The sequence below is a fragment of the Rossellomorea sp. FS2 genome, from assembly GCF_047915635.1.
Taxonomy (GTDB): Bacteria; Bacillota; Bacilli; order Bacillales; family Bacillaceae_B; genus Rossellomorea; species Rossellomorea marisflavi_A.
On sequence record NZ_JBLRVS010000001.1, the window covers coordinates 605,854 to 630,200 of the forward strand.

A 24,347-nucleotide genomic window follows, 5' to 3' on the forward strand; every position below is an offset into this window, starting at 1 on the left:
GCCTGCATTGAACCTGATGGCTTCTTTCTATATACTAAAATAGTAAAGAGAAAACATTTCGAATCTTCATATTTGTAAACGATTACATTATAGGGGGAGTTTCATGCTGCGGGAAATGAAGGAGCAGGAATTTGAAGCACGTACCGTCGAGGAATGGAAGACAGCCGCAGAATCGGCTTTGAAGGGGAAATCCATTGATTCCCTCCGCACAGAAACCTACGAAGGCATAACATTGAAGCCTTTATATACAAAAGATGATCTTCCTTCCAAGTTATCGGCAACATCGCAGCGCAGGAGCCCAAAAGTGGCCCCGCGCATTTGGCGCAACAATTGGGAAGGGTTATTCACAGCATTGGAAGAGGCGTTGGAGAAAGGACAGGAGTGCATTTCCTTCAGAGGGGATGACCTCGATCCCGAAGGCTTCCCTCCATTCATGGAGAAGATTCTTGCAAAGGGAAAAGATATCAATGCATTCTACCTCACCGATCGGGATTTTTCATTGATGAAAGCGTGGAAGACAGAAAAAGGCGGAGCCTTCTCGGGAGTGTTCGGTTGGGATCCCTTATCTCAAGGACTCTTTTCAGGGGAAGAATGGGATGTGCCAGCATGGATAAGGAATCTTGAAACCATCCATGATTTTGCACCTGCCTTAAAGCCCATCATAATAGATCTTACACCGTATCATAGGAAAGGTGCCCATGCGGTGCAAGAACTTGCACTGGCTCTTTCCGAGGGGGTCCTCTTCATTGATGTTTTGCTGAAACAAGGGTGGACGATGGATCAAATTGCAGGGAAAATCCACATTCATTTCGCTGTAGGCAGTCAATTCTTCATGGAAGTGGCGAAGATGAGGGCATTCTCATCCCTTTGGAAGACCGTCATTCAAACATACGGGGATGATTCTACAGAACGGGGAAGCATGAGTGCCGAAACGTCGCCACTGAATAAATCCCGATTGGATCCTTACGTCAATATGCTCAGAAGCGGAGGAGAAGCATTTGCCTCCACGCTTGGAGGAGTCGACTATATCGATGTTCAACCGTTTGACGGGAGTGGCGGAAGTGTTCTCGGAGAACGGATGGCAAGGAATATCCCCATGATCATCGGGGAGGAATCCCATCTGGACAAAGTGATCGATCCGGGTGCCGGATCGTATTATATCGAATGGCTTACCGAGGAAGTCGGTCGGAGAGCATGGAAAGAGTTCGTGCGGATGCAAGAGTCTGGAGGGGTCATCCCTTATATCGAGAGCGGGGACCTTGCACGTGATCTTGAAGCGGTGCACGCCGGACGATTGAATGACCTTTCCTCAGGTAAAAGCACGCTGATCGGGACAAATGCATACGCTAATCCCGAGGACACGCTCTCATCCGTGGAGGACGATCTGCCCGGGCGCCTTTCCCTTCCATATGAACGTCTCCGGGTAAGGGCACAGCGGATTGCAGAGAGGGGATCAAAACCGATTGCCGGCATCATCGGTCTGGGGGATTGGAAGGATTATAAGGCGAGAGCCGACTTTACAAAAGGATTCCTGGCCGTCGGGGGCATATACACGAAGGAAAGCAGTCCGTGCCATACAAAAAGTGAGATCCTGAGATTCATAGAGGAAACAAGGTATTCCTACTATGTTATCTGTGGAACGGACGCAGAGTACGACCGTTTCCTGCCTGAAGCGTCCGAATCGATCATCGCCATTGATCCAGGGATCACCCTGGACATTGCCGGGTCGAGAACCGCTCCTGGGATAAATGGCACGATCCGCAAGGGAATGGATGCCCTGGAGAAGCTGGACCGATTACTATCCATCTGGGAGGAGGGAATGAATGATGATGAACAAGCCTGATTGGTCTGCCATCGACCCGTTTGCTTCCGGGAACGGTGAAAAAGGGAACGAACATGATCGTTCTTATACAACAAACGAATCCATCGAGGTCAAGTCCCGCTATTCCGAACGTGACTTGGACGGCAGCGAGCATTTGAATGATCTCCCGGGGATTGCACCATTTACGAGAGGCCCCTATCCGACCATGTACGTATCCCGTCCGTGGACGGTGAGGCAGTATGCGGGATTCTCTACAGCCGAGGAAAGCAATGCCTTCTACAGAAGGAATCTGAGCATGGGGCAAAAAGGGCTGTCCGTCGCCTTCGACCTTGCCACCCACCGGGGATACGACTCCGATCACCCGAGGGTACTGGGGGATGTCGGAAAAGCGGGTGTGGCCATTGATTCCATCCTCGATATGAAGATCCTGTTTGACGGGATCCCCCTCGATCAGATGTCTGTATCCATGACGATGAACGGGGCCGTGCTTCCCATATTGGCTTTCTACATCGTCACGGCTGAAGAGCAGGGGGTAAGCAGGGAAAAGCTTTCCGGAACGATCCAGAATGATATTTTGAAAGAATATATGGTCAGGAATACGTATATCTATCCTCCCGAAATGTCGATGAAGATCATCGCGGATATTTTTGACTATACAGCCACCCATATGCCGAAGTTCAACAGCATCAGCATCTCGGGCTATCACATGCAGGAGGCGGGGGCACCGGCGGATATCGAGCTTGCCTACACCCTGGCAGATGGCCTTGACTACGTGCGCACGGGATTGAAAGCAGGGATCGGGATCGATTCATTCGCACCGAGGCTATCCTTCTTCTGGGCAATCGGGATGAACTACTTCATGGAAGTCGCGAAGATGAGGGCAGCCAGGCGCATCTGGGCCAAGATGATGAAAACATTTGAACCGGCCAACCCCAAATCCCTTGCCCTTCGTACCCATTCCCAGACCTCCGGATGGAGTCTGACCGAGCAGGATCCGTTCAATAATGTCACACGGACCCTTCTCGAAGCCCATGCCGCCGCCATGGGGCATACGCAATCGCTCCATACGAATGCACTGGACGAAGCCATCGCGCTGCCGACTGATTTCTCGGCGCGGATTGCCCGGAATACCCAGCTCTACCTCCAGGAGGAAACGGGAATCACCAAAGTCATCGATCCATGGGCAGGTTCCTATTATGTGGAATCCCTTACCCGTGAACTCATGGAGCGGGCATGGGAACATATCGAGGAGATCGAGGAACTGGGCGGCATGACCAAAGCCATTGAAACGGGCCTCCCGAAAATGAGGATCGAAGAAGCAGCTGCTCGGAGGCAGGCAATGATCGACTCTGGAGAAGAAGCCATCATCGGGGTCAACCGGTACAGACTCGAGCAAGAGGATCCGATCGATACCCTCGATATCGATAACACGGCGGTCAGGTTGAAACAGGTGGAGAGAATCCGACAGCTCAAAGAAACCCGCGATGAGGGAGTGGTTCAAAAGGCACTCCATGATCTCTTTGAAACAGCGGCTTCCGGGAATGGGAACCTCCTCGACCGTGCGGTGGCAGCTGCACGTGCAAGAGCGACCCTTGGAGAAATCTCGGATGCTGTGGAAAGGGCATGCGGACGGCATAAAGCGACGATCCGTAGCATCAGCGGGGTATACAGCTCCAATTTTTCCAACGAGCAGGAGATCCGCGAAGTGCAGGAGATGGCAGAGGAATTCCTTGGAAATGAAGGGAGGAGACCGCGTATCCTCATCGCGAAGATGGGGCAGGACGGACATGACAGGGGAGCCAAGGTCATTGCTACGGCGTTTGCCGATCTCGGATTCGACGTAGATATCGGTCCCCTTTTCCAGACCCCTGAAGAAACGGCGCTTCAGGCTGTGGAGAATGATGTGCATGTGGTCGGATTCAGCTCCCTCGCAGCCGGTCATAAAACCCTCCTTCCCGAGCTCGTGAAAGAGCTGAAGGCTCTTGGAAGGGAGGATATCCTGGTGGTGATCGGCGGAGTCATCCCGGCGAAGGATTATGAATTCCTTCTAACCAACGGGGCATCCGCTGTTTTCGGTCCGGGTACCATCATCCCTGTGGCCGCGCAAAAAGTAATCAAAGAGATCTACCGTGTTCTTGGATATGAGGAAGTGGTGGAGTGATGACACTCCCTAAAAAGAAGTTCGTCAAGAAACAGGCTGCACCGATTCCAATCGAGGAGATGAAAGAAGGCATCCTTCAGGGGAACCGGGCTTCCCTCGCCAGGGGCATCACCCTCATTGAGAGCAGTTCGCCCGGGCATTACGCCGCAGGTCAACAATTATTACAAGAGCTGCTTGGCCATACAGGCCATTCATTACGGATCGGCATCACAGGTGTACCCGGAGCAGGGAAAAGCACCTTCATCGAGCAATTCGGAGAGATGCTGTGTGAGGAGGGGCTGAAGGTGGCAGTCCTTGCCATCGATCCGAGCTCATCTGTAAGCGGGGGGAGCATCCTCGGGGACAAGACCCGGATGGAGCTCCTCTCAAAAAATCCCCTTGCATTCGTCCGGCCATCCCCGACGGCCGGGACCCTTGGGGGCGTCCACCGCCGGACGAATGAAACGCTTCTTCTATGTGAAGCAGCCGGTTATGAAGTCGTCCTCATTGAAACCGTGGGTGTCGGACAAAGTGAAGTGCTTGTCCGGCAAATGGTGGACTTTTTCATGCTCCTCGTCATCACAGGAGCAGGTGATGAGCTTCAGGGGATGAAAAAGGGGATCATGGAACTGGCCGATGCCATCGTCGTGAACAAGGCAGACGGCGAGAATCGCGCCCTTGCAGAGAAAACGAAAAAAGAATTGAATCAGATCCTTCATTTCCTTACGCCAGCCACAAAGGGATGGACACCAGGCGCCCATACATGTTCCGCACTGAAAAAGGAGGGGCTGAGCGAACTATGGCAGCTCATCCGTACATTTGAACAAGAGATGAAAAAGTCCCTCGTCTTTGACAGCAGAAGGGAAAAGCAAAAAGAAGAATGGTTCCATACCATGCTGAAAGAGCGGGTCCTGACAGACTTCCTATTCAATGAGAAAATCAAAGAAACGCTCCCCCGGATGGAAGAGCGGCTGAAACATTCAGAGACCACGACGACAAAGGCGATTGAAGAACTATTGACCCTGTATAAAAACGGGTTCAGGTGAATTTTATTGAAACCATAGTAGGTTCATTGGTATGATAAGGATATGTCTGAAAAGGAAAAGGAGAGATCCACATGGATATAGATTTTAATTTGCTTATGAATGATGTTGTCCGTCAAGCACGCCAGGAAATCGAGATGGCAGGCTATGCACAGCTGACAACGGAAGAGGATGTCGATCAGGCCCTCACGGCAAAAGGCACCACCCTCGTAATGGTGAACTCCGTTTGCGGTTGTGCGGGAGGGATTGCTCGTCCGGCTGCGGCCCATTCCATCCATTATGATAAACGCCCGGATCGTCTCGTTACGGTATTTGCCGGTCAGGATAAGGAAGCAACGGCCAAAGCACGCAGTTATTTTACAGGGTATCCGCCTTCCTCCCCGTCTTTTGCTCTGCTAAAGGATGGTCAGATCCTCAAGATGGTAGAGCGTCATGAGATCGAAGGACATGATCCGATGTCGGTCGTTTCGAAACTGCAGTCGTACTTTGACGAATATTGCGAAGAAGTATAAGCGAAATCCCCATCTAGAAAGATGGGGATTTTTTAAGAGGTTAAATATCAGAATATACAAACTTCTTAAAATATGTGAAAATAGTCTTGCATAACGCTAGTAATTTGCTAAAATACTTTTATGCAATAATTATTCATTATCACTTATAAATATTCAAATACAGGGGGCATAACACATGAAAAAGATACTACTATCTGCAGCGGCTGTCGCACTGACTTTCTCTTTGGCGGCATGCGGTACGAACAAAGACGAGACCACAACGGGAGATCCGAAAAAACTCGTGATGGGGACTTCGGCAGATTATAAACCGTTTGAATTTGTTGATACGGCCAACAGCTCTAAAATCGTTGGATACGATATTGATGTAGCGAATATGATCGCAGACGAACTCGGCTATGAAGTAGAATTCAAGGACATGGAATTCAGCGGTCTGATCACCGCATTGAAGACGAAGCAGGTGGATTTCGTTATGTCTGCCATGAGCGTCAAACCGGAGCGTAAGAAAAACGTGGATTTCAGTGATGTGTATTATACTGCGGAAGACATGATCATTTCTACGAAAGAAAGTGGAATCAAATCAGAAAAAGACCTTGACGGGAAGACAGTGGGTGTTCAGTTGGGATCGATCCAGGAAGATGCTGCGAAGTCGCTTGCCGAGAGCATGGATGTAAAGGTCGAAAGCCGGGACCGGATTCCTGAGCTCATCCAGGATCTGCAAAATGGCCGTTTTGATGCTTTGATCATCGAGAATACGGTGGCCAAAGGATACCTAGATAAAGAAGACAGCCTGCAGGGTGTGACAATGCCTGTCGATGAGGAAGAGTCCGGATACGCCATCGCCTTCCCGAAAGAAAGTAAGCTTACGAAAGAGTTCAACGCTGAATTGAAAAAATTGAAAGACAGCGGGGAGCTCGATAAGCTCGCCGAAAAATGGTTCGACAACGAAGAATAAGGTTTAGGGGAAGGGCAGTCCCTTCCCCGGTTACTTGGAGGAGATAGCATGCCACTAGATTTCGCACAGCTCACACCTTCCATTCCCTTCATTCTTGAAGGGTTGAAGGTTACATTGAAAATTGTCGCCATTGCCGCGGTTCTTGGTTTCTTATTCGGGATCCTCCTGGCTCTATTAAAAATCAGCCGGATCAAACCGCTTATCATTCTGGCAGACTTATATACATCCATTTTTCGGGGGACGCCGCTTGTCCTCCAGCTCATGATCATCTTTTATGGGTCTCCGCAGCTGTTCGGGACCCAGATCGAGGCCTCCGTCGCTGCCATTCTGGCATTCTCCCTGAATTCAGCCGCCTACATTTCTGAAATCATCAGGGCTGGGATCAATGCAGTCGATAAGGGTCAGAGAGAAGCAGCCCTTGCACTGGGTGTTTCCTATCCGCGGATGATGATGGACATCATCCTGCCTCAGGCGATCAAGAACATCCTGCCTGCACTTGTGAATGAGTTCATCACCTTGACGAAGGAATCGGCCATTGTAACGGTGATCGGTGCAGCAGACGTCATGAGGCGTTCGTATATGGTGGGGAGCGATTTGTATTCCTTTTTCGAGCCTCTCCTGTTCGCAGGACTGATCTACTATGTCCTCGTCATCATCTTGACATTCATCGGGAAGCTTATTGAAAGGAGACTGAAAGGCAATGATTAAGGGGAAATCCATCCATAAGTCTTTTGGACAATTAAACGTATTAAAGGGCATCGATTTTTCCGTCGGGAAAGGGGAGGTTGTAGCCGTAATCGGTCCTTCCGGATCAGGTAAATCAACCCTTCTCCGCTGCCTTAATTTCCTCGAGGAGCCGACATCGGGTGACATTCATTTTGAAGAGCAGCTGGTGAGCAAAAAGAATATCGGGAAAGTACGGCAGGAAGTCGGGATGGTCTTTCAGCACTTTCACCTCTTCCCCCATTTGACCGTCCTTGAAAATGTGACGTATGCACCTGTCCGTGTAAAGGGAATCTCAAAGGAACAGGCAGCCAAGGCAGGAATGGAACTCCTGACGAAAGTGGGACTTAAAGAGAAGTGTGACGAATACCCCAACCGTCTTTCCGGCGGGCAGAAGCAGCGGGTAGCAATCGCAAGGGCGCTGGCCATGGAGCCGAAAGTGATGCTTTTCGATGAGCCCACCTCTGCGCTGGACCCTGAAATGGTTAAAGAAGTACTCGACGTCATGAAAGCACTCGCTCATTCGGGGATGACGATGGTGATCGTCACCCATGAGATGGGCTTTGCCCGGGAAGTGGCGGACCGGGTCGTATTCATGGATGAAGGGGTCATCCTGGAAGAAGGAAATCCGGTCGAGTTCTTTTCTAATCCGACAAGCACAAGGGGCAAGGTCTTTCTTGAAAAAATACTGTGAAGCAAAAACGGGGCTGCAGGAGCGGCTCCGTTTTTCTTATGGAATGACTGTCACACTATTTCCAATTCAATTAAGGTTTCGAATCGGGCATCGCCCCACTTGAAATGTGGTATTCTATAAGAAGCCAATATCAATCGATAGAAAAGGTTGTGACATATAGATTGAAAATACCTATGCCTAAAATTGGATACCGCACCCTGAAGACCGGTATAGGGACGGCGCTTGCCATCAGCGTGGCCCAGTGGCTTCATCTGGATAACTTCGTATCGGCAGGGATCCTTACCATCCTCTGCATTCAGAATACGAAGAAAAAATCGATCAATGCATCCTGGAGCCGCTTCCTGGCATGTGTCATCGCCATGGTCATGTCCGGTGCCCTCTTTGAGTTGATTTCCTACCATCCTGCCGTGATCGGCCTCGTACTCCTCATCTTCATCCCGATTACCGTTGCGCTTAACATTTCGGAAGGAATCGTAACGAGTTCCGTCATCATCCTTCATGTGTATTCGGCAGGGAAGGTCACCCTGGGGTTATATGAAAATGAGCTCGGTATCATTTTGACAGGGATCGGAATCGCCCTTTTGATGAATCTCTATATGCCCAGTGTGGAAACCAAGCTGGTGGAATATCAGGAACGCATCGAAGAGAACTTTTATAAGATCTTCTGTGAAATGATCAACTATCTTAAAACGAATGATGGCAAATGGGATGGAAAGGAAATCACGGAAACGGAGAAGCTTCTCAGGGAAGCGAAGACCCTTGCATTCAAAGACGTGGAAAATCACTTCCTGCGCCATGAAAATCTGTACTATCTGTATTTTAAAATGAGGGAAAAGCAGTTTTATATCCTTCAGCGGATCCTGCCCATTGCAGCTTCACTGTCACAAACCGTTGAACAGGGTCACCGGATCGCGGATTTCCTTGAGGAACTGCGGGATCATATCCACCCAGGGAACACCGCTCTTTTTTACTTGAAAATGCTCTATGATATGAAAGTCGAATTTGAACAGATGGAACTTCCCAAGACCCGCGAAGAATTTGAGACGAGGGCAGCCCTCTATCAGTTCGTCCGGGAGATGGAAGAATACCTGCAGCTGAAAAGCTCGTTCAAAGGCATCAAGAAATCACGATCCTTCCATACAAAAAAGTCCGCTACGTCGTAGCGGACTTTTTTGTATACCTATAGCAAGAATGTCAATCCGGCCATGATGGTGGATGCGATCATGGCGAATAACATGATGAATACGATGATTCTCTGGATTTTCTTATTGCCCATGTAATGGTTCGCTCCAATCTGTTTGCGTGGTTACTCATCATTTTATCGTGAAATCATCAATATAACAAGGATTCTGACGGGAGAAAACGTTTACTTTTTTTGTGCTTTTAGGAGGAATTTCGACAACATCTATGGAAATAGGATAGTGGTGATAGTGACAACAAGGGGATGAGAGAATGAAGAAAGTCGATCATATCGGGGTGGCTGTCCGCTCCATTGAAGAGGCACTTCCTTTCTACGAGGGCGTGCTGGGCATTCCGCTTTTAAAACTGGAGGAAGTAGCCAATCAAGGGGTGAAAGTGGCTTTCCTCGATGCGGGGAATCTTAAGATTGAACTATTGGAGCCCATTTCTGATCAAAGTCCTGTCTCGGCTTTCATTGAGAAAAGGGGAGAGGGGCTTCACCATATAGCATTTTCTGTAGAAACGATCGAAGAGAGGATCGGGGAGATCATGGAAAAAGGCGTCCGGATGATAGATGAAAAACCGAAAACGGGTGCTGGGGGGGCTTCGGTCGCGTTCCTTCACCCGAAGTCCTCCATGGGTGTACTCTATGAACTCTGTGAGAAGAAGGCATCGAAGGGAGAGACAACATAATGGATATTTATGAGAAAATTGACGAACTATACGAGCGCAGGCGCGAAGTGGAGCTTGGCGGAGGAGATGAGCGGATTGACAAACAGCATGCCAAAGGAAAGCTGACCGCACGCGAGCGGATCGATTTGCTCGTTGATGAGGGGACCTTTGTGGAATTGAATCCCTTTATTGAGCATAGAAGCGTCGATTTCGGTTTGGAAGGAATGAAGGGACCGGGAGATGGGGTGGTGACCGGATATGGAAAGGTCGATGGACGGCCCATTTATCTGTTTTCCCAGGATTTCACCGTGTTTGGGGGAGCACTTGGTGAAATGCACGCACAAAAGATCGCCCATGTGATGGATCTTGCCGTTAAAAATGGAGCTCCGTTCATCGGACTGAATGATTCTGGCGGAGCGCGGATCCAGGAGGGCGTTGTCTCTCTCGACGGCTACGGGCACATCTTTTACCGGAATGCGATCTACTCGGGAGTCATCCCTCAGATCTCCGTCATCATGGGACCTTGTGCAGGCGGCGCCGTGTATTCCCCTGCCATCACGGATTTTGTCTTCATGGTCGATGATACGAGTCAGATGTTCATCACCGGTCCAAAGGTGATCGAGACCGTGACTGGCGAAAAGATCAGCGCAGAGAATCTCGGTGGGGCAAAAGTTCACAACTCGATCAGCGGCAATGCCCATTTCAGGGGCAAAACCGAGGAAGAAGTGTTACGAGAGGTCAGGAAATTACTCACCTACCTTCCACAAAACAATGAGGAAAAGCCCGCGCGTCTCGACACCGGAGAATCGGATGATTATCGTCCGGACCTCACCGATATCATCCCGTTCGATGCCATCCGTCCTTATGACGTGCGGACGGTCGTCAATCAAGTGGTCGATGAAGGAAGTTTCATGGAGGTGCAAAAAGAGTTCGCGAAGAACATCGTCGTCGGCCTTGCACGAATCAAGGGAGAAGTCGTCGGCCTTGTATGCAATCAGCCGAAGGTCATGGCAGGCGGACTTGATATCGATTCGTCTGATAAGGCGGCAAGATTCATCCGATTCTGTGATTCCTTTAACATCCCACTCATCACCTTCGAAGACGTGACCGGTTTCTTCCCTGGTATCAAACAGGAGCACGGAGGCATCATCCGCCACGGGGCCAAGATCCTTTATGCCTATTCGGAGGCAACCGTGCCGAAGATGACGGTCATCCTCCGGAAAGCATACGGTGGAGCCTATGTAGCACTCAACTCCAAATCCATAGGAGCAGATCTCGTATTTGCATGGCCAAACGCGGAAATCGCCGTCATGGGTCCACAAGGGGCAGCGAACATCATCTTTGCCCGGGAAATCGCATCATCCGACAATCCTGAAGCAGTCAGGGCGCAAAAGATCGAAGAATACCGCGAAAAATTCGCCAACCCGTACGTTGCAGCATCCCGTGGCATGGTCGACGACGTCATCGACCCCCGGGAAACCCGGATCAAACTCATCCAGGCCCTCGACATGATGAGGAACAAAAAAGAAGACCGCCCCAAAAAGAAACACGGAAACATCCCGTTGTAATAAGAAAAGCGGAGGCGGCTAGCCCTGAGGCGACAAGCATAAGGCGGATCACTCGGAAAGGCGTTCTGTGCCTTTTTGAGTGATTAGACTTATGACCTCGAGGGTCACCCCGCCGGAGCTGGACAGAAAGAAAAGCGGAGGCGGCTCGCCCTGAGGCGACAAGCATAAGGCGAATCACTCGGCAAGGCGTTCTGTGCCTTTTTGAGTGATTAGACTTATGACCTCGAGGGTCACCCCGCCGGAGCTGGACAGAAGAAAAGCATAGGCGGCTCGCCCTAATCCGACCATCAAAGGGGTTATTCTGCCACCATCCGCTTAAATGGGGAAAGTTCCGGCCTGCATGAAAGCACTCTATTTGTGACGCCGGGGTATTAGCGCTATACTAGTAGAGTGATTACATAATGTTGGAGGTACGAATATGATCAATCAAGAGCGTTTATTGAATGAATTCATGGAATTGGTGCAGATCGATTCTGAAACAAAGGACGAAGCGGAAATTGCAAAAGTATTGACTGCAAAATTCACCGAACTTGGCGTCGATGTGTTCGAGGATGACACGACAGGTGTAACAGGACACGGTGCCGGTAACTTGATCTGCAACCTCAAAGGGACAAAGGAAGGTGCAGATACGATCTACTTCACATCCCATATGGATACTGTCGTTCCTGCTAAGGGCGTCAAGCCTGAACTGAAGGAAGATGGCTATATCTATTCGGATGGTACGACCATCCTTGGGGCCGATGATAAGACAGGTCTTGCTACGATGCTTGAAGTCGTAAGAGTGCTGAAAGAAAATAACATCGAGCACGGTGATATCCAGTTCATCATCACCGCAGGGGAAGAATCCGGCCTCGTCGGAGCAAAAGCCCTCGACTCTTCACTCGTGAAGGCGAAGTACGGCTTTGCCCTCGACAGCGACGGGAAAGTCGGCAACATCATCGTGGCTGCGCCGACCCAGGCAAAAGTGAAAGCGACAATCTACGGCATTACGGCACACGCCGGGGTTGCTCCTGAAAAAGGTGTATCCGCCATTACCATCGCTTCAAAAGCCATCTCGAAGATGCCACTCGGTCGTATCGATGAAGAAACGACGGCGAATATCGGACGCTTCGAAGGCGGAAAGGCAACGAATATCGTTTGCGAGCAAGTCGATATCCTTGCAGAAGCACGCTCCCTTGTACCTGAAAAAATGGAAGCTCAAGTAGAAAAAATGAAAGAAGCATTCCATGCAGCTGCCGACGAAATGGGTGGTAAAGCAGAAGTGGAGATCGAAGTCATGTACCCGGGATTCAAGTTCTCCGATGGGGATGAAGTCGTAGAAGTGGCAAAACGTGCCGCAGCGAAAGTGGGACGCCCGAGTGAGCTTCAAACAAGCGGCGGGGGCAGTGATGCGAACGTCATCGCAGGGTTCGGCATCCCGACGGTCAATCTCGCGGTAGGATATGAAGAAATCCACACAAAAAATGAAAGAATGCCTGTAGAAGAGCTGTATAAATTGGCTGAGATGGTCATCGCCATCGTAGAAGAAGCAGCGGCATCTAACTAATTCCGGATTTAAGGAGGAAGGTTCATCAGCGCGTTTGCTGGTGGACCTTTTGTTCTGACTCCCCTTACATGGCAATCTATGGTACATTAAAAGGAAGAAGAGCGTCCAGGTCGAAGGACGGAGAGGAGAGTCAGTTCATGATTAAAGTCATTGTTTTTCACGCAGGTAAGGAAGAGTATGCTCTACCCGTTGATACCATTGTTTCCATTGAAAAATCGGAGGGGATCAACCCGATCCCCCATCTCCCATCATTTGTGCTTGGGGTGACGAAGGTAAGGGGAGAGCTCATTCCTGTCTTTGACCTTGCAGAAATCCTTTATTCTTCATCACTGGACCGGACAAATGCGTTTCTTATCGTGGTGAAGAGTGAAATCATGCCGTTCGGGCTCCTTGTGAAAGAAGCCAAGGAAATCATGGAGTATTCCGATGAAGCCCTCACCCAGGTCGGTCTGCTTGCATATGGGAAGGCAGACTACTTCTCAGGCATCATCAATCTCGAGGATCGCATGCTCACCCAGATCGATCCTGATCGATTGGTGGCCGGACTGAAGGGTGTTCCTGAGATCCAAGCCTATGTCACGGAACAAGAAGTGCAATCCAACTAAGAAAGACGCGATCGTATGAGAAATTTTTATCCTAAAAATGGACGGGTGATCCTCCATGTCGATATGAACAGCTTCTACGCATCCGTGGAGATGGCGTATGATCCCTCTTTGAAAGGGAAACCGTTGGCCATCGCCGGTAACCCCGAGGAGCGGAGGGGAATCGTCGTCACATGCAGCTATGAGGCGAGGGGATTCGGTGTAAAGACCACCATGCCTGTCTGGGAGGCGAAAAGACTCTGTCCGGAGCTGATTGTCATGCGTCCGAATTTCGAGCGCTACCGATCTGCTTCCAAAGGCATGTTTGATATTTTAAGACAATATTCCGAACTCGTGGAACCCGTTTCCATTGATGAGGGATATGTGGATATCACCGATTCGTTCGAACTGGGCTCACCCATTGAAATCGCCGGACAAATCCAATCACAGATCCTTTCCCAGCTGGATCTTCCCTGCAGTATCGGTGTCGCCCCCAATAAGTTCCTGGCCAAGACGGCTTCGGATATGAAGAAGCCCATGGGGATTACGGTGCTGAGGAAGCGTGACCTGCCCGCAAAAATCTGGCCGCTTCCGGTCATCGACATGCACGGGATCGGGGAAAAAACAGCGTTGAAATTGAACGGGATGGGGATCGAGACATGCAGGGACCTTGCCTTCGCAAATGATATCCAACTGAAGTCCCGCCTGGGAATCAACGGGCTCCGGCTTAAGGAAAAAGCCAATGGGATTGACAGGCGGATCGTGGATCCCGATTCAATCTATGATTATAAAAGTGTGGGGAACTCCACTACTCTCCCTAAAGACACCACCAATCAACACGATCTGTTGGCCGTCATATTGCAACTCAGTGAGAAAGTCGCCTCAAGGCTCCATCAGAAGGATGTCCTCGGGATGACGATTCAGGTGATGATCAAGGACAAGTTCAGGAAGTCCATCACCAGAAGCCGGAAACTTGAGAATCCGATAGGAAAGAAAGAGGATATCTTCGCAGTGGCAAAGGCCCTGTTCATGAAACATTGGAACGGGGAACCTGTCAGGCTCCTCGGGGTCACAGCCCAGGATGTAGTGGAAAAGAGCGAAGCCACAGAACAGCTTGACCTTTTTTCCTACAAAAAAGAAGCAGAAAAAGAGCCGCTGTACAAAGTCGTTTCCGAACTCCAGGACAAGTACGGAAAAGATTCCATTGCAAGGGGCATTAAAGGAAGTAAAGGCGCCCGGACTGACACGAAAACTGACACAAGCTTTAACAAGGATTTTCTTAGAGAATAGAGGAATCCTCTCAGTAGGGGGAAGGGTCCGAATGATTATGAATGGTAACAAAGGGTTCAAATCGCATACGATTTGAACCCTTTACTTTTGTTTGACTCATGAATTACACTCAAGGCATGGTGTGATGATGGATTGAACCGTAGAGGGGCAAAGCTTCCCCGTACTGACTGAAAGATTACGTTCCCTGTACGCTGTTATCCGCAAAGAAGTTTCCTTTTGCCTTTATCATCAAGCGTTAAATAGTATGGTGAAATGGGCATATCAGTATTCCATGACCGAGAGCGGCAACACGCAAGCTAAATCGAAGGATGATAGAGGAGTCTATATGGATATTCTAATGATGCTATTTTCCGCTTTTTCTTTTCTTAGTCTGATTTTTTTCTCGGTTAAGGGGAAAGAGTTTTATCAAAGTGACCTGTTACATGCCGATTCAGGGAGCATTTTAGGGGAGATCCTAATGTATTTGATCCATCTGTTCCCATGGTATATAAGAAAGCTGTTTTTAGTACTGATTTGTTCAGGGTTATGCATCCTGTGTGTGGGTTACTTTACCTTTGAGTAGCACTCATCTATACAGAAAGGGTACCAAATCTGATCGATTTGGTACCCTTTTTCGTGTTTATCCGATCATTTCATCAAACAAGAGGACCCTTGCAGGAGAAGCGTCGGTTTTCTGTACGTTGAGGGGAGCTGCGACCATGAAGTATTGTCCCGGTTCAATGTCTTTGAGTCGGAGACCTTCCATGATGATGACTCCATTCCCCATCAATGTGCGGTGAGTCGGATGACCTTCCTGGGCACGTTCGATGCCGAGCGCATCGATGGCGACACCTGCAATCTTTTTCTCTGCAAGGTGCTTGGCGGCATCTGCGGCTACATAGATGAATTCGAAGTTGAACTCTTCATCCCATGAGTTCTTCGTCTTGAAGATGACAAAATCATTTTCTTCGATATCTAGGTCTTTGATATCGTCGTAGGAAATATTTTCTTCTGCATCTGTCAGATCGAATACTTTAACCTGTCTGACAAGTTGTTTGATATCAATCGTTTCGATTGTTTCCCCTTCGTTGAACATATGGAGGGGAGCATCAACATGTGTACCGGTATGTAGGTCGATGGAGATGCGTGATTCCGTTACGTGTCCGTTTGTATCGGTCTTGATGGACGGCTTTTTTTCCGGCTTGTTTTTGTATACCGGCATATCGCTGTGGATTGGAGCTGTTACGTCATAGATCTTCATTGTTTCCTCACCCTTCAAGTATCATTGTTATTCTACATCAAGTTTCCCTATCGGCCACCAGTTGAAACCATCTTTATCCAATAGCTCGTCTGCAGCCTTTGGACCCATGGAGCCGGCAGGGTAGTTAGGAAAGTCTTCCTGTTGAGTAGATTCCCAAATTTCAGAGATCTTGTCAACAAATGCCCATGATAATTTCACTTCGTCCCACAGGGTGAAGTTTGTTGCATCGCCCCTCAGGCAGTCATGAAGTAATTTTTCGTATGCTTCCGGCGTGTTGATGCCATCCAGGTCGTGGTTGGCAAAATTCAGTTTGACAGGAGTCGTTTCAATATCCTGTCCGGTTTTCTTAACGTTGAGGTGAAGGGTGATTCCCTCTTCAGGTTGGATATGGATCACCAAAAGGTTCGGCGCAAGTGGTTTCCCGGGATTGTAGTAAAGATTCATCGGGATATCTTTGAACTGCACGACGATTTTCGTCGATTTTGTTTCCATGCGCTTGCCCGTCCTGATATAGAATGGCACACCTGCCCATCGGAAGTTATCGATCATCAGTTTCCCTGCAACGAATGTTTCGGTGTTGGACTCATCATCAACATTGTCTGCTTCGCGGTAGCCCGGTACAGCTTCTTCGTGCATCTTACCTGGACCGTACTGACCGCGTACGAAATAGTCTTTCACTTCTTCGCCTTCGATTGGACGAAGGGAACGAAGGACGCGGACCTTCTCGCTGCGGATCTCATCGGTTGTCAGCTTGATTGGCGGTTCCATGGCAAGGAGGGCCACCATCTGGATCAAGTGATTCTGCACCATGTCACGGAGGGCTCCGCTTTTCTCGTAGTAACGGCCACGATCTTCCACACCGAGCTCTTCCGAAGAAGTCACCTGGATGTTTGAGATGTAACGGTTGTTCCAGAGCGGTTCGAACATGGCATTGGCGAAACGGATAACCTCGATATTTTGAACCATTTCCTTACCGAGATAATGATCGATGCGGTAGATCTGGTCTTCAGAGAAGGATTCGCGGATCTGTTTATTCAGCGCTTCAGCAGAAGGAAGATCGTGACCGAATGGTTTCTCGATCACAAGACGTTGGAAGCCTTTTGCATCCGTCACGCCCTGCTTCTTGAGCTGCTCGGTGATGGTACCGAAGAATTCAGGTGCCATGGCGAGATAGAAGATGCGATTTCCTTCAAGCTGATACTGTTCATCCAGCTGATCCGAGAGGGTTTTCAATTCCCTGTATGATTCATCGCTTGATACATCATGAGCCTGGTAATAAAAATGGGATACAAATTCTTCTATGTTTTCATTACTGCCGATTGCGTTATGTACAGAGGTTCTTACGTGCTCCTGGAAGGTTTCGTTCGACCATTCCCTGCGCCCGATGCCGATGACGGCAAAGTGCTTGGAGATCTTTCCTTTTGTAAATAAATGATAAAGGGATGGATATAGTTTTCTCTTGGCTAGATCACCAGTCGCCCCGAAAATCGTAATAAGAGAAGATGGTGTATGCTGATTATTCAATGTCATGACCTCACTTTATCTTTTTGCCGGTATAGCCGGCATGGTACTTCCTCTTTTGTACAATGATTTCATTGTAAAAACTAATCCTCCAATAAGCAAGTCTTTTGCCTGACTGGGAAAGCTCCTTTGATTAGAATGGCTCAAAATGATAAAAGTATGAAAGATTGGCCCTTTTCCGATATCAACTAGTAATAGGAAAGGAAAAGATGTGCTATGATGAAAGAACAGAATACATAGAGGTGAAGAACGTGGATGTGCAATTTTTAGGGACGGGTGCAGGCGTGCCCGCCAAATTTCGCAATGTGTCAAGCGTTGCCCTTAAGCTTTTGGAAGAACGGGGGGCGATCTGGCTTTTCGATTGTGGGGAAGCGACACAGCATCAGATCTTACATACGAACATCCGGCCGAGAAGGATCGAAAAGATCTTCCTCTCGCATTTGCATGGTGATCATATATTCGGGCTCCCTGGTTTCCTCGGCAGCCGGTCTTTCCAGGGAGGGGAGACCCCACTCACGGTTTACGGACCGGAAGGGATCAAAGCGTTCATCGAGGTTTCCCTGTCCGTCAGCAAGACCCATCTTCGCTATCCCCTTCATGTGGTGGAAATCGGGGAAGGGATCATTTTCAGTGATGACCAATTCACCGTTGAAGCCCGCAAGCTCGATCACGGAATTGAATCCTTCGGGTTCAGAATCACGGAGAAGGATGCACCAGGCGTCCTCCAAGTCGAACGTCTGAGGGAGGCAGGAGTCGCACCCGGTCCGATCTACAAACGACTGAAGGCAGGAGAGACGATCACTCTTGAAAACGGAAAAGTCATCGATGGAAAGGATTTCCTCGGACCCCCTGTCCCGGGGCGCATCGTAACCATACTCGGTGACACCAGGGTATGTCCGAATTCAAGGGCACTTGCTGAATCGGCAGATCTTCTCATCCATGAAGCCACATTTAACAGGGACCAGGAGCAGATGGCGAGGGATTATTTCCATTCCACCACTGCACAGGCGGCGGCAACGGCACGTGATGCCGGGGCGGGGGTTCTGTTCCTCACCCATATATCGTCCCGCTACGCGAAAGAAGCATGGCCGGAACTGGTACAGGAAGCACAAGAGATCTTCCCTGAAACCATGATGGCACAGGACCTGTTGGAATATACCGTACCGCGTAAAGCAATGGAGGAACAATCATGACGCATATCACCTATAAAAACATCCATCGTGATGGCCGTTTAGTGAAAGAAAATGAACTGTACAAACATGTCCATGACCCGGAGTTCCTTGAAAGGTACAGCAGCAATTATATTGAATTCTTCCGGGCGCCCCGCCTGGAGGAATTCAGGGAAGTGGCGGATTACTTAAAAGCCTATCATGCTGCAAGGGGGCAAAAGCATGTGAAGTTCCATCTCCCTGAGAATAAGAAGCCGATTGATGGATTGTCTGATCATTTGGCCTCCAGGGGATTTGAGATCAGCTTCACGGAGCTTTACGCAATCCACCCGAAGGATTTCCCCCGTATGGAAGACGACCCGGATATAAGGGTTGAAGTCATCAGCGACCTCGACGATTACCTTGCGTTTCAATATGAACAGGATCTGATCTACGGTGAATCATTCGCCAAGGGAAAGGTGACCGTCCATCGCCAACATTTCGATGATGACCATGTCACCCAGCTCCTCGCTTATTACCAAGGAAAGCCTGCGGGTTCCGTCGACGTGATCCTGAAAGAAGGAACGGCCGAAATCGATGGTCTGATGGTACATGAGGATTATCGGAAAAAAGGGATAGCCTCGAGACTGCAGCAAAGGGTTATGGAACTTTATCCGGATTGTACCGTGATCCTTGTTGCGGACGGGGAAGATACGCCGCGGGAGATGTATCAGAAGCAAAATTATCGGTATCAGGGTTTTCAATATGAAATTCAAAAGATCTACACCGAATAATACACCCAAAAAAACCGGCTTCCTTCTACAGGGAAGCCGGTTTCTTTGGGTGATCGGAGACATAAGGAAGGGCCATGTCGATGACATGCCCTCCTTGGTTTGCGTATGCCTTACCAGCCGCGTTCATATTGAACGGGTGGGGTGATTTCGTAACCGAGTTCTTTTGCTGCCGTACGCGGCCAGTATGGATCCCGAAGCAGCTCTCTTCCGAGAAGGATGAGATCAGCGCGCTCATTCTGAAGGATCTCTTCTGCCTGAAGACCCGAAGTGATGAGTCCGACGGCACCTGTGTCGATGTCCGCCTCATGCTTGATGCGTTCGGCCGGTTTCACCTGGTAGCCGGGGAAGACAGGGATCCGTGCCGGAACAACGGCTCCAGAGCTGACATCGATCAGGTCGACCCCCTGCTCCTTCATCCATTTGGAGAAGACGACGTAATCATCCACGTCGAGGCCTTCCTCATGGTAATCCTTCGCCGACACACGGACGAAGAGGGGACCGTCCCATACGGTTTTGACCCCGGCGATGATTTCCTTCAGGAAGCGGTAGCGGTTTTCTGCGCTCCCTCCGTATTCATCCTCCCGTCTGTTGGAGAGGGGGGACAGGAACTCATTGACGAGATAGCCGTGGGCGCCGTGGATTTCAATCACATCGAATCCGGCTTTTTTGGCACGCTCAGCACCATTTTTGAACGCTGTGACCGTTTCTTTGATCTGTTCGGTCGTCATGGCAACAGGCGTTTTCATGTCGTCGTTGAAGGCGATGGCGGACGGTGCGAGGATATCCCCTTCAAGGACGGCTTTCCTTCCGGCGTGGGCAAGCTGGATGCCGGTTTTGGCCCCTTGTTCCTTCATGAGAGAGACAAGCTCTGTCAGTCCTTCGAGGTGATCATCACTCCAGATTCCAAGGTCTTGAGGGGAAATGCGACCCTGGGGTGTGACGGCAGTAGCTTCCTGTATGATCAGCCCTGCTCCTCCTACAGCCCTGCTCGTGTAGTGCGTGCGGTGCCAGTTCTCAATTTTTCCGTCTTCATTATGGGAAGAGTACATGCACATCGGCGCCATGACGATGCGGTTTTTCAATTCTACATTTTTGATGGTATATGGTTGAAATAGTTTTCGATTCAATTCTTTTCCCTCCATTCGGCCAGTTCAGGATTTTATTTTTCCCGATGCACAAGATTATATCAACGCGGCATGAGGATGGGAAAGAAATCTGCTCCGGGACGCTTCAGTCTTTTTCCGTTTTGATGAGTTTTCTCCCCAGTTCCTCGGAGCGATTGCGTGCGGAGGAAATGCACTCGAACAGGGCATGTTCCACCCCGTGTGCCTTCAACGCTTCAATTCCCGCTTCCGTCGTCCCACCAGGGCTCGTGACATTTTTCCTCAGCTCCTCGGCGTCCAGTCCCGATTCTTCGAGCATGGCCCCTGCTCCGGTGATCGTGCGGATGGTCAAATCCCGTGCAAGCTCGGATGGGAGGCCGAGTTCAACGGCCGTTGCCTGCATCATTTCCGCCATATAGTAAATATAGGCAGGGCCGCTCCCTGATAAGGCGGTGATCAGGTCGAGCTGGTGTTCTTCCACCTCCACGGTCAGACCCACCGAGTCGAGCAGGTGGACGACGGCCTCTTTCATGACCCGATCGCCAAACCGATCAAGGGTCACGGCGGTCGCCGATTTCCCAAGGGCGGCACTCGTATTCGGCATGGCACGGGCGATTCCCCCAAGGAACCCGAGCTTTTCGCGAATATAGGAGACCGGGATGCCTGCGAGAACGGACAGGATGACGGTTTGGCTGGAAAGATGGCTCCGGATCACGTCTGCCGCTTCGTCAAAATCCTTCGGTTTCATGGCAAGGACCACCAGGTCAAATGATAGGCCCCTTCCCGGTTTTGATACACCGAACCATTCATCAAGTTCCTTCATGCGCACTTCATTCGAACGATTGAGCGCATACGTATCTTCCTTTTTCAACGCACCGGATTTCAATGCCCCTCTCATCAACGCGCAGGCCATTGAGCCTGCTCCAATAAATAATGTGTTCATCTATTCATCCCTCCTGAGAATCCAAAAATAAAAAAGCAGACCCTTCATCCAGAAAAAGGACGAAAGGATCTGCTCCCGTGGTACCACCTTGTTTTGCCCGATGAACGGGCACACTCATTTTCCAATAACGCTGGAACACGTTCTTTATTAAAGACGCTCGAAAGGTAGGTTCGCATGCGGAGAGGATGGCGGTATCTTGCAGCCGGTGAATACCGCTCTCTGACATCGTCAGCATGCTACTTGTCTTTCTCATCGCTTTGGCCGTTTAGTATTATAGGTGATTATCTTCGATAGGCAACCCGTCTGTCAAGGGTTTATTTCAGTTTATTCTGAAAAAAGAAAAATGACACGGGCAGGATTACAGGGTACACTGAAATGAAGGACCATTCATTTTTGCGGGGCGGCTGAAGCCATCCGGTCCAAAAAACTATCTAACTGTAGGTGAAAGACATTGAAGGATACCATAACCAAAATCACTTTACCCACACCGTATGCGGTTGGGGACGTGAATGTTTATCTACTGAAAGGGGACGCGTTGACTTTAGTCGATGTGGGCCCTCTTACGGAAGAAGCGTGGGAGAGCTTGACTGCACAGATAGGTGAAGCGGGATACGGGCCAGGGGACATTGAACAGGTGGTATTGACCCATCATCACCCTGATCATGCAGGCTTGGTCGAGCGATTTGCCCCTTCGGTGGAGATCATCGGCCATCCGTATAACCGTCACTGGCTGCACAGGGATGCAGGTTTTCTCGATGAATATGGCACGTTCTTTTTCGACCTTGCCCGGGAATCGGGGGTCGATGAAGAAATCCTTTCTAGGATCACATCGTTTGAACACCTTCTCACCCTGATGGGGAATCGCCCGCTTGACCGCTGCGTAGAAGAAGGGGGAGAATTGCCCGGGCTTCCGGGGTGGACCATCATCGGTACCCCCGGACACGCTCAGAGTCACCTGTCTTTCTATCGTGAGGAGGATGGTACCCTCATTGCCGGCGACCACATCCTTGCGCATATTTCCCCCAACCCTTTGATTGAACCGTTATTCAATGGCGGAGGAAGGCCGAAGCCCATGTTGCAGTATAATGAATCCCTCGATAAACTGACAAACTTGCCTGTTTCGGTGGCGTATACAGGGCACGGAGAGGACGTCCGGGATGTACAGGAACTCATCGTCAGAAGGAAGCGGAAGCAGGAAGAGCGGGCAGCTTCCGTCCAAACGATGATCCAGGCCCGCCCCATGACGGCCTTCGAGATTTGCAAAAGGCTGTTTCCTGCCGTGTACAAGAAGGAGCTCGGTCTCACCTTATCCGAAACAATCGGGCAGCTTGATTATCTTGAGGCATCGGATAGAATAAAAGTAGAGAAACAACATGGGGTGTACTACTATTTTTCTTAAGCGAGGGAGTCACAATGAATTCTAAGATACAAGGAAAAACCATCATCATCACCGGTGCCTCCGGGGGAATCGGGGAGAGGATGGCGATAAAGGCCGCCGAATCCGGCGCGAATCTTGCCCTCATTGCACGCCGCGCCCCGCTCATCGATGGGTTGGCCACAAAACTTCGGGATCAATACGGTGTCAAGGTGGTGGGCTATCCCCTTGATGTACGGAACCATGAAGCGGTAGGAAAGGCATTCGGGGAAATCAAGGCAGAGTTCGGACATATCCATGTGCTGATCAATAATGCAGGCTTCGGAATCTTCAAAGAAGCCCATGAGGTGTCCTTTGAGGAAGTGAAGGGGATGATCGACGTCAACGTCCTCGGACTGATGGCATGTACCGGTGAAGTCCTGCCGATCATGAAAGAGCAGGGCTACGGTCATATCGTCAACATCGCTTCGCAGGCAGGGAAGTTTGCATCGCCCAAATCAAGCGCCTACTCGGCATCGAAGCACGCGGTCCTTGGATTCACGAACGGTCTGAGGATGGAAGCGAAGCGGTACGGCGTGTTGGTGACGGCTGTCAATCCCGGTCCGATTGCCACCGACTTCTTTACCATTGCGGATGAGTCGGGCACCTATGTGAAAAATGTCGAAAAGTTGATGTTGAACCCGGACGATGTGGCCGATAAAGTGATCCATGCCTTATTTACTTCCAGGAGGGAAATCAATCTCCCGCGGTGGATGAACGCAGGAAGTTTGTTCTACCAGCTGTTCCCAGGCCTGATCGAAACCGTCGGGAATCGATTCTTTTTCAAAAAATGATTGGGTGCTTTCCTACCTTAATCAGGAAATTCACTCGGACTGTAATCGGAACCAATAGTCGATCGTTTTATTCGGAATTTTCATTTTTCATGAAACCTTTTTCCCTGCTCATCCGTCTAAAGTAGGGAGGGGAGGGAGTCTATGAAGAATTCTTCGATCGCTGTGATGCTTGTAACCGCCATGGTCCTGTTGACCGGTTGCGGAATGGGGAACGCGGCGGAACATAGGCAGTCCAGTGGGTCGTACATAGGCTTTGTCACCCAGGTGGAAGCACAAGAACTTTTAATAAATGATACATGGTTTTCTGTACAAGATGCAGTCGTGATAAATGGGGACGGGGATGAAATTCCGGTGAAGGACGTGGGTCTCGGGGATAAGATCAAGGTAGAAGCAGACGGGGAGATCTCCGAGTCCCATCCGCGCAGGGCGGAGGCGGCAAAAATGAGCCTCTTCTCCGATGAGGGAAGTATGAAGGAGTGCCACGCCGTCCGGCTGGTCCTTCAGGATCCGAGATTCTCAGAGGTGCTCCTTCACTCCGTCACCAAGGAGGTGCCGGGGGTTTATGATGTGCGGTTCACGGACCCTTCCATCGGGACGGACGTGAGGGTCATGGTGAATCTCCAGCATGAACGGGTGATGGTGCCCGCTCGTCCTGTCACGCAGTAAGA

The 24,347-nt window shown here is 49.9% G+C and carries 23 protein-coding genes and 1 other annotated feature; of the genes, 18 read left to right on the forward strand and 5 right to left on the reverse strand.

Translation table 11 applies throughout. The features are described from left to right. Positions 1–103: 103 nt before the first annotated feature. The 8 genes from ACNA6I_RS03195 to ACNA6I_RS03230 all read left to right on the forward strand — a co-directional run bounded on the left by ACNA6I_RS03195 (position 104) and on the right by ACNA6I_RS03230 (position 9,049). Positions 104–1,843 (forward strand): methylmalonyl-CoA mutase family protein, encoded by a 1,740-nt coding sequence (locus tag ACNA6I_RS03195; RefSeq protein WP_416312952.1) that lies wholly within the window; start codon positions 104–106, stop codon positions 1,841–1,843. Next, positions 1,827–3,983 carry a methylmalonyl-CoA mutase gene (scpA, locus tag ACNA6I_RS03200; protein ID WP_251528699.1) on the forward strand — a complete coding sequence of 719 codons (2,157 nt, stop codon included), beginning with the start codon at positions 1,827–1,829 and terminating at the stop codon, positions 3,981–3,983. Before ACNA6I_RS03195 ends, scpA begins: the two co-directional genes overlap by 17 nt. Further along, positions 3,983–5,008 carry a methylmalonyl Co-A mutase-associated GTPase MeaB gene (gene meaB, locus ACNA6I_RS03205; protein ID WP_048014034.1) on the forward strand — a complete coding sequence of 342 codons (1,026 nt, stop codon included), beginning with the start codon at positions 3,983–3,985 and terminating at the stop codon, positions 5,006–5,008. Before scpA ends, meaB begins: the two co-directional genes overlap by 1 nt. 71 nt (positions 5,009–5,079) lie before the next feature. Then, the gene (locus ACNA6I_RS03210) at positions 5,080–5,517 is read left to right on the forward strand and encodes a BrxA/BrxB family bacilliredoxin (protein WP_048005983.1); all 438 of its coding nucleotides are present in this window, start codon (positions 5,080–5,082) and stop codon (positions 5,515–5,517) included. Positions 5,518–5,692: 175 nt separating this feature from the next. Then, positions 5,693–6,469 (forward strand): transporter substrate-binding domain-containing protein, encoded by a 777-nt coding sequence (locus ACNA6I_RS03215; protein ID WP_048005982.1) that lies wholly within the window; start codon positions 5,693–5,695, stop codon positions 6,467–6,469. 48 nt (positions 6,470–6,517) lie between these two features. Beyond that, on the forward strand, positions 6,518–7,177 hold the full coding sequence (locus ACNA6I_RS03220) for an amino acid ABC transporter permease (protein WP_048005981.1): 660 nt from the start codon (positions 6,518–6,520) through the stop codon (positions 7,175–7,177). Then, positions 7,170–7,886, forward strand: coding sequence for an amino acid ABC transporter ATP-binding protein (locus tag ACNA6I_RS03225; protein ID WP_048005980.1), 717 nt, complete (start codon positions 7,170–7,172; stop codon positions 7,884–7,886). The genes ACNA6I_RS03220 and ACNA6I_RS03225 overlap by 8 nt, the downstream gene beginning before the upstream one ends. Before the next feature lie 173 nt (positions 7,887–8,059). Next, a complete protein-coding gene (locus ACNA6I_RS03230) occupies positions 8,060–9,049 on the forward strand; it encodes an aromatic acid exporter family protein (RefSeq protein ID WP_048006392.1) in 990 nt (329 codons plus the stop codon). Between the two features lie 17 nt (positions 9,050–9,066). On the opposite strand, the gene prli42 is transcribed toward ACNA6I_RS03230, so the two are convergent. Beyond that, positions 9,067–9,162, reverse strand: a complete 96-nt coding sequence (gene prli42 / locus ACNA6I_RS03235) for a stressosome-associated protein Prli42 (protein WP_148795406.1) — start codon at positions 9,160–9,162, stop codon at positions 9,067–9,069. 176 nt (positions 9,163–9,338) lie between these two features. Here prli42 and mce point away from each other — a divergent pair, with 176 nt between their 5' ends. The 5 genes from mce to ACNA6I_RS03260 all read left to right on the forward strand — a co-directional run bounded on the left by mce (position 9,339) and on the right by ACNA6I_RS03260 (position 14,722). Then, complete coding sequence (gene mce / locus ACNA6I_RS03240) at positions 9,339–9,758, forward strand: methylmalonyl-CoA epimerase (protein ID WP_048005979.1); 420 nt, start codon at positions 9,339–9,341, stop codon at positions 9,756–9,758. Then, the gene (locus ACNA6I_RS03245) at positions 9,758–11,305 is read left to right on the forward strand and encodes an acyl-CoA carboxylase subunit beta (protein WP_048014036.1); all 1,548 of its coding nucleotides are present in this window, start codon (positions 9,758–9,760) and stop codon (positions 11,303–11,305) included. The genes mce and ACNA6I_RS03245 overlap by 1 nt, the downstream gene beginning before the upstream one ends. 418 nt (positions 11,306–11,723) lie before the next feature. Then, complete coding sequence (locus ACNA6I_RS03250) at positions 11,724–12,851, forward strand: tripeptidase T (RefSeq protein WP_048005977.1); 1,128 nt, start codon at positions 11,724–11,726, stop codon at positions 12,849–12,851. A gap of 137 nt (positions 12,852–12,988) precedes the next feature. Continuing rightward, positions 12,989–13,456 (forward strand): chemotaxis protein CheW, encoded by a 468-nt coding sequence (locus ACNA6I_RS03255; protein ID WP_416312953.1) that lies wholly within the window; start codon positions 12,989–12,991, stop codon positions 13,454–13,456. 15 nt (positions 13,457–13,471) lie between these two features. Continuing rightward, a complete protein-coding gene (locus ACNA6I_RS03260; protein WP_048005975.1) occupies positions 13,472–14,722 on the forward strand; it encodes a DNA polymerase IV in 1,251 nt (416 codons plus the stop codon). 619 nt (positions 14,723–15,341) lie between these two features. Here the strand turns inward: ACNA6I_RS03260 and ACNA6I_RS03265 are convergent. After that, entirely contained in the window at positions 15,342–15,962 is a 621-nt protein-coding gene (locus ACNA6I_RS03265; RefSeq protein ID WP_048005973.1) for a cyclase family protein, read from the reverse strand. 27 nt (positions 15,963–15,989) lie between these two features. Further along, positions 15,990–17,492: a glucose-6-phosphate dehydrogenase gene (gene zwf / locus ACNA6I_RS03270; protein ID WP_048005972.1), complete on the reverse strand. Its 1,503-nt coding sequence runs from the start codon at positions 17,490–17,492 to the stop codon at positions 15,990–15,992. Positions 17,493–17,734: 242 nt separating this feature from the next. On the opposite strand from zwf, the gene rnz reads away from it, so the two are divergent. Next, positions 17,735–18,676, forward strand: a complete 942-nt coding sequence (rnz, locus tag ACNA6I_RS03275; RefSeq protein WP_048014745.1) for a ribonuclease Z — start codon at positions 17,735–17,737, stop codon at positions 18,674–18,676. Next, on the forward strand, positions 18,673–19,425 hold the full coding sequence (locus tag ACNA6I_RS03280; RefSeq protein WP_048005971.1) for a GNAT family N-acetyltransferase: 753 nt from the start codon (positions 18,673–18,675) through the stop codon (positions 19,423–19,425). Before rnz ends, ACNA6I_RS03280 begins: the two co-directional genes overlap by 4 nt. Before the next feature lie 110 nt (positions 19,426–19,535). On the opposite strand, the gene namA is transcribed toward ACNA6I_RS03280, so the two are convergent. Beyond that, positions 19,536–20,552 (reverse strand): NADPH dehydrogenase NamA, encoded by a 1,017-nt coding sequence (gene namA / locus ACNA6I_RS03285; RefSeq protein ID WP_416312954.1) that lies wholly within the window; start codon positions 20,550–20,552, stop codon positions 19,536–19,538. A 103-nt stretch (positions 20,553–20,655) separates the two neighbouring features. Further along, positions 20,656–21,471: a pyrroline-5-carboxylate reductase gene (gene proC / locus ACNA6I_RS03290; protein WP_048005969.1), complete on the reverse strand. Its 816-nt coding sequence runs from the start codon at positions 21,469–21,471 to the stop codon at positions 20,656–20,658. 52 nt (positions 21,472–21,523) lie between these two features. Further along, positions 21,524–21,733 (reverse strand) — a binding site (T-box leader). 243 nt (positions 21,734–21,976) lie between these two features. Here proC and ACNA6I_RS03295 point away from each other — a divergent pair. From ACNA6I_RS03295 to ACNA6I_RS03305, 3 genes are all read left to right on the forward strand, one after another. Then, complete coding sequence (locus tag ACNA6I_RS03295; RefSeq protein ID WP_311284608.1) at positions 21,977–22,870, forward strand: MBL fold metallo-hydrolase; 894 nt, start codon at positions 21,977–21,979, stop codon at positions 22,868–22,870. A 14-nt stretch (positions 22,871–22,884) separates the two neighbouring features. After that, the gene (locus ACNA6I_RS03300) at positions 22,885–23,679 is read left to right on the forward strand and encodes an SDR family NAD(P)-dependent oxidoreductase (RefSeq protein ID WP_048005966.1); all 795 of its coding nucleotides are present in this window, start codon (positions 22,885–22,887) and stop codon (positions 23,677–23,679) included. Positions 23,680–23,820: 141 nt separating this feature from the next. Beyond that, positions 23,821–24,345, forward strand: a complete 525-nt coding sequence (locus tag ACNA6I_RS03305) for a hypothetical protein (protein WP_048005965.1) — start codon at positions 23,821–23,823, stop codon at positions 24,343–24,345. Positions 24,346–24,347: the final 2 nt, after the last annotated feature.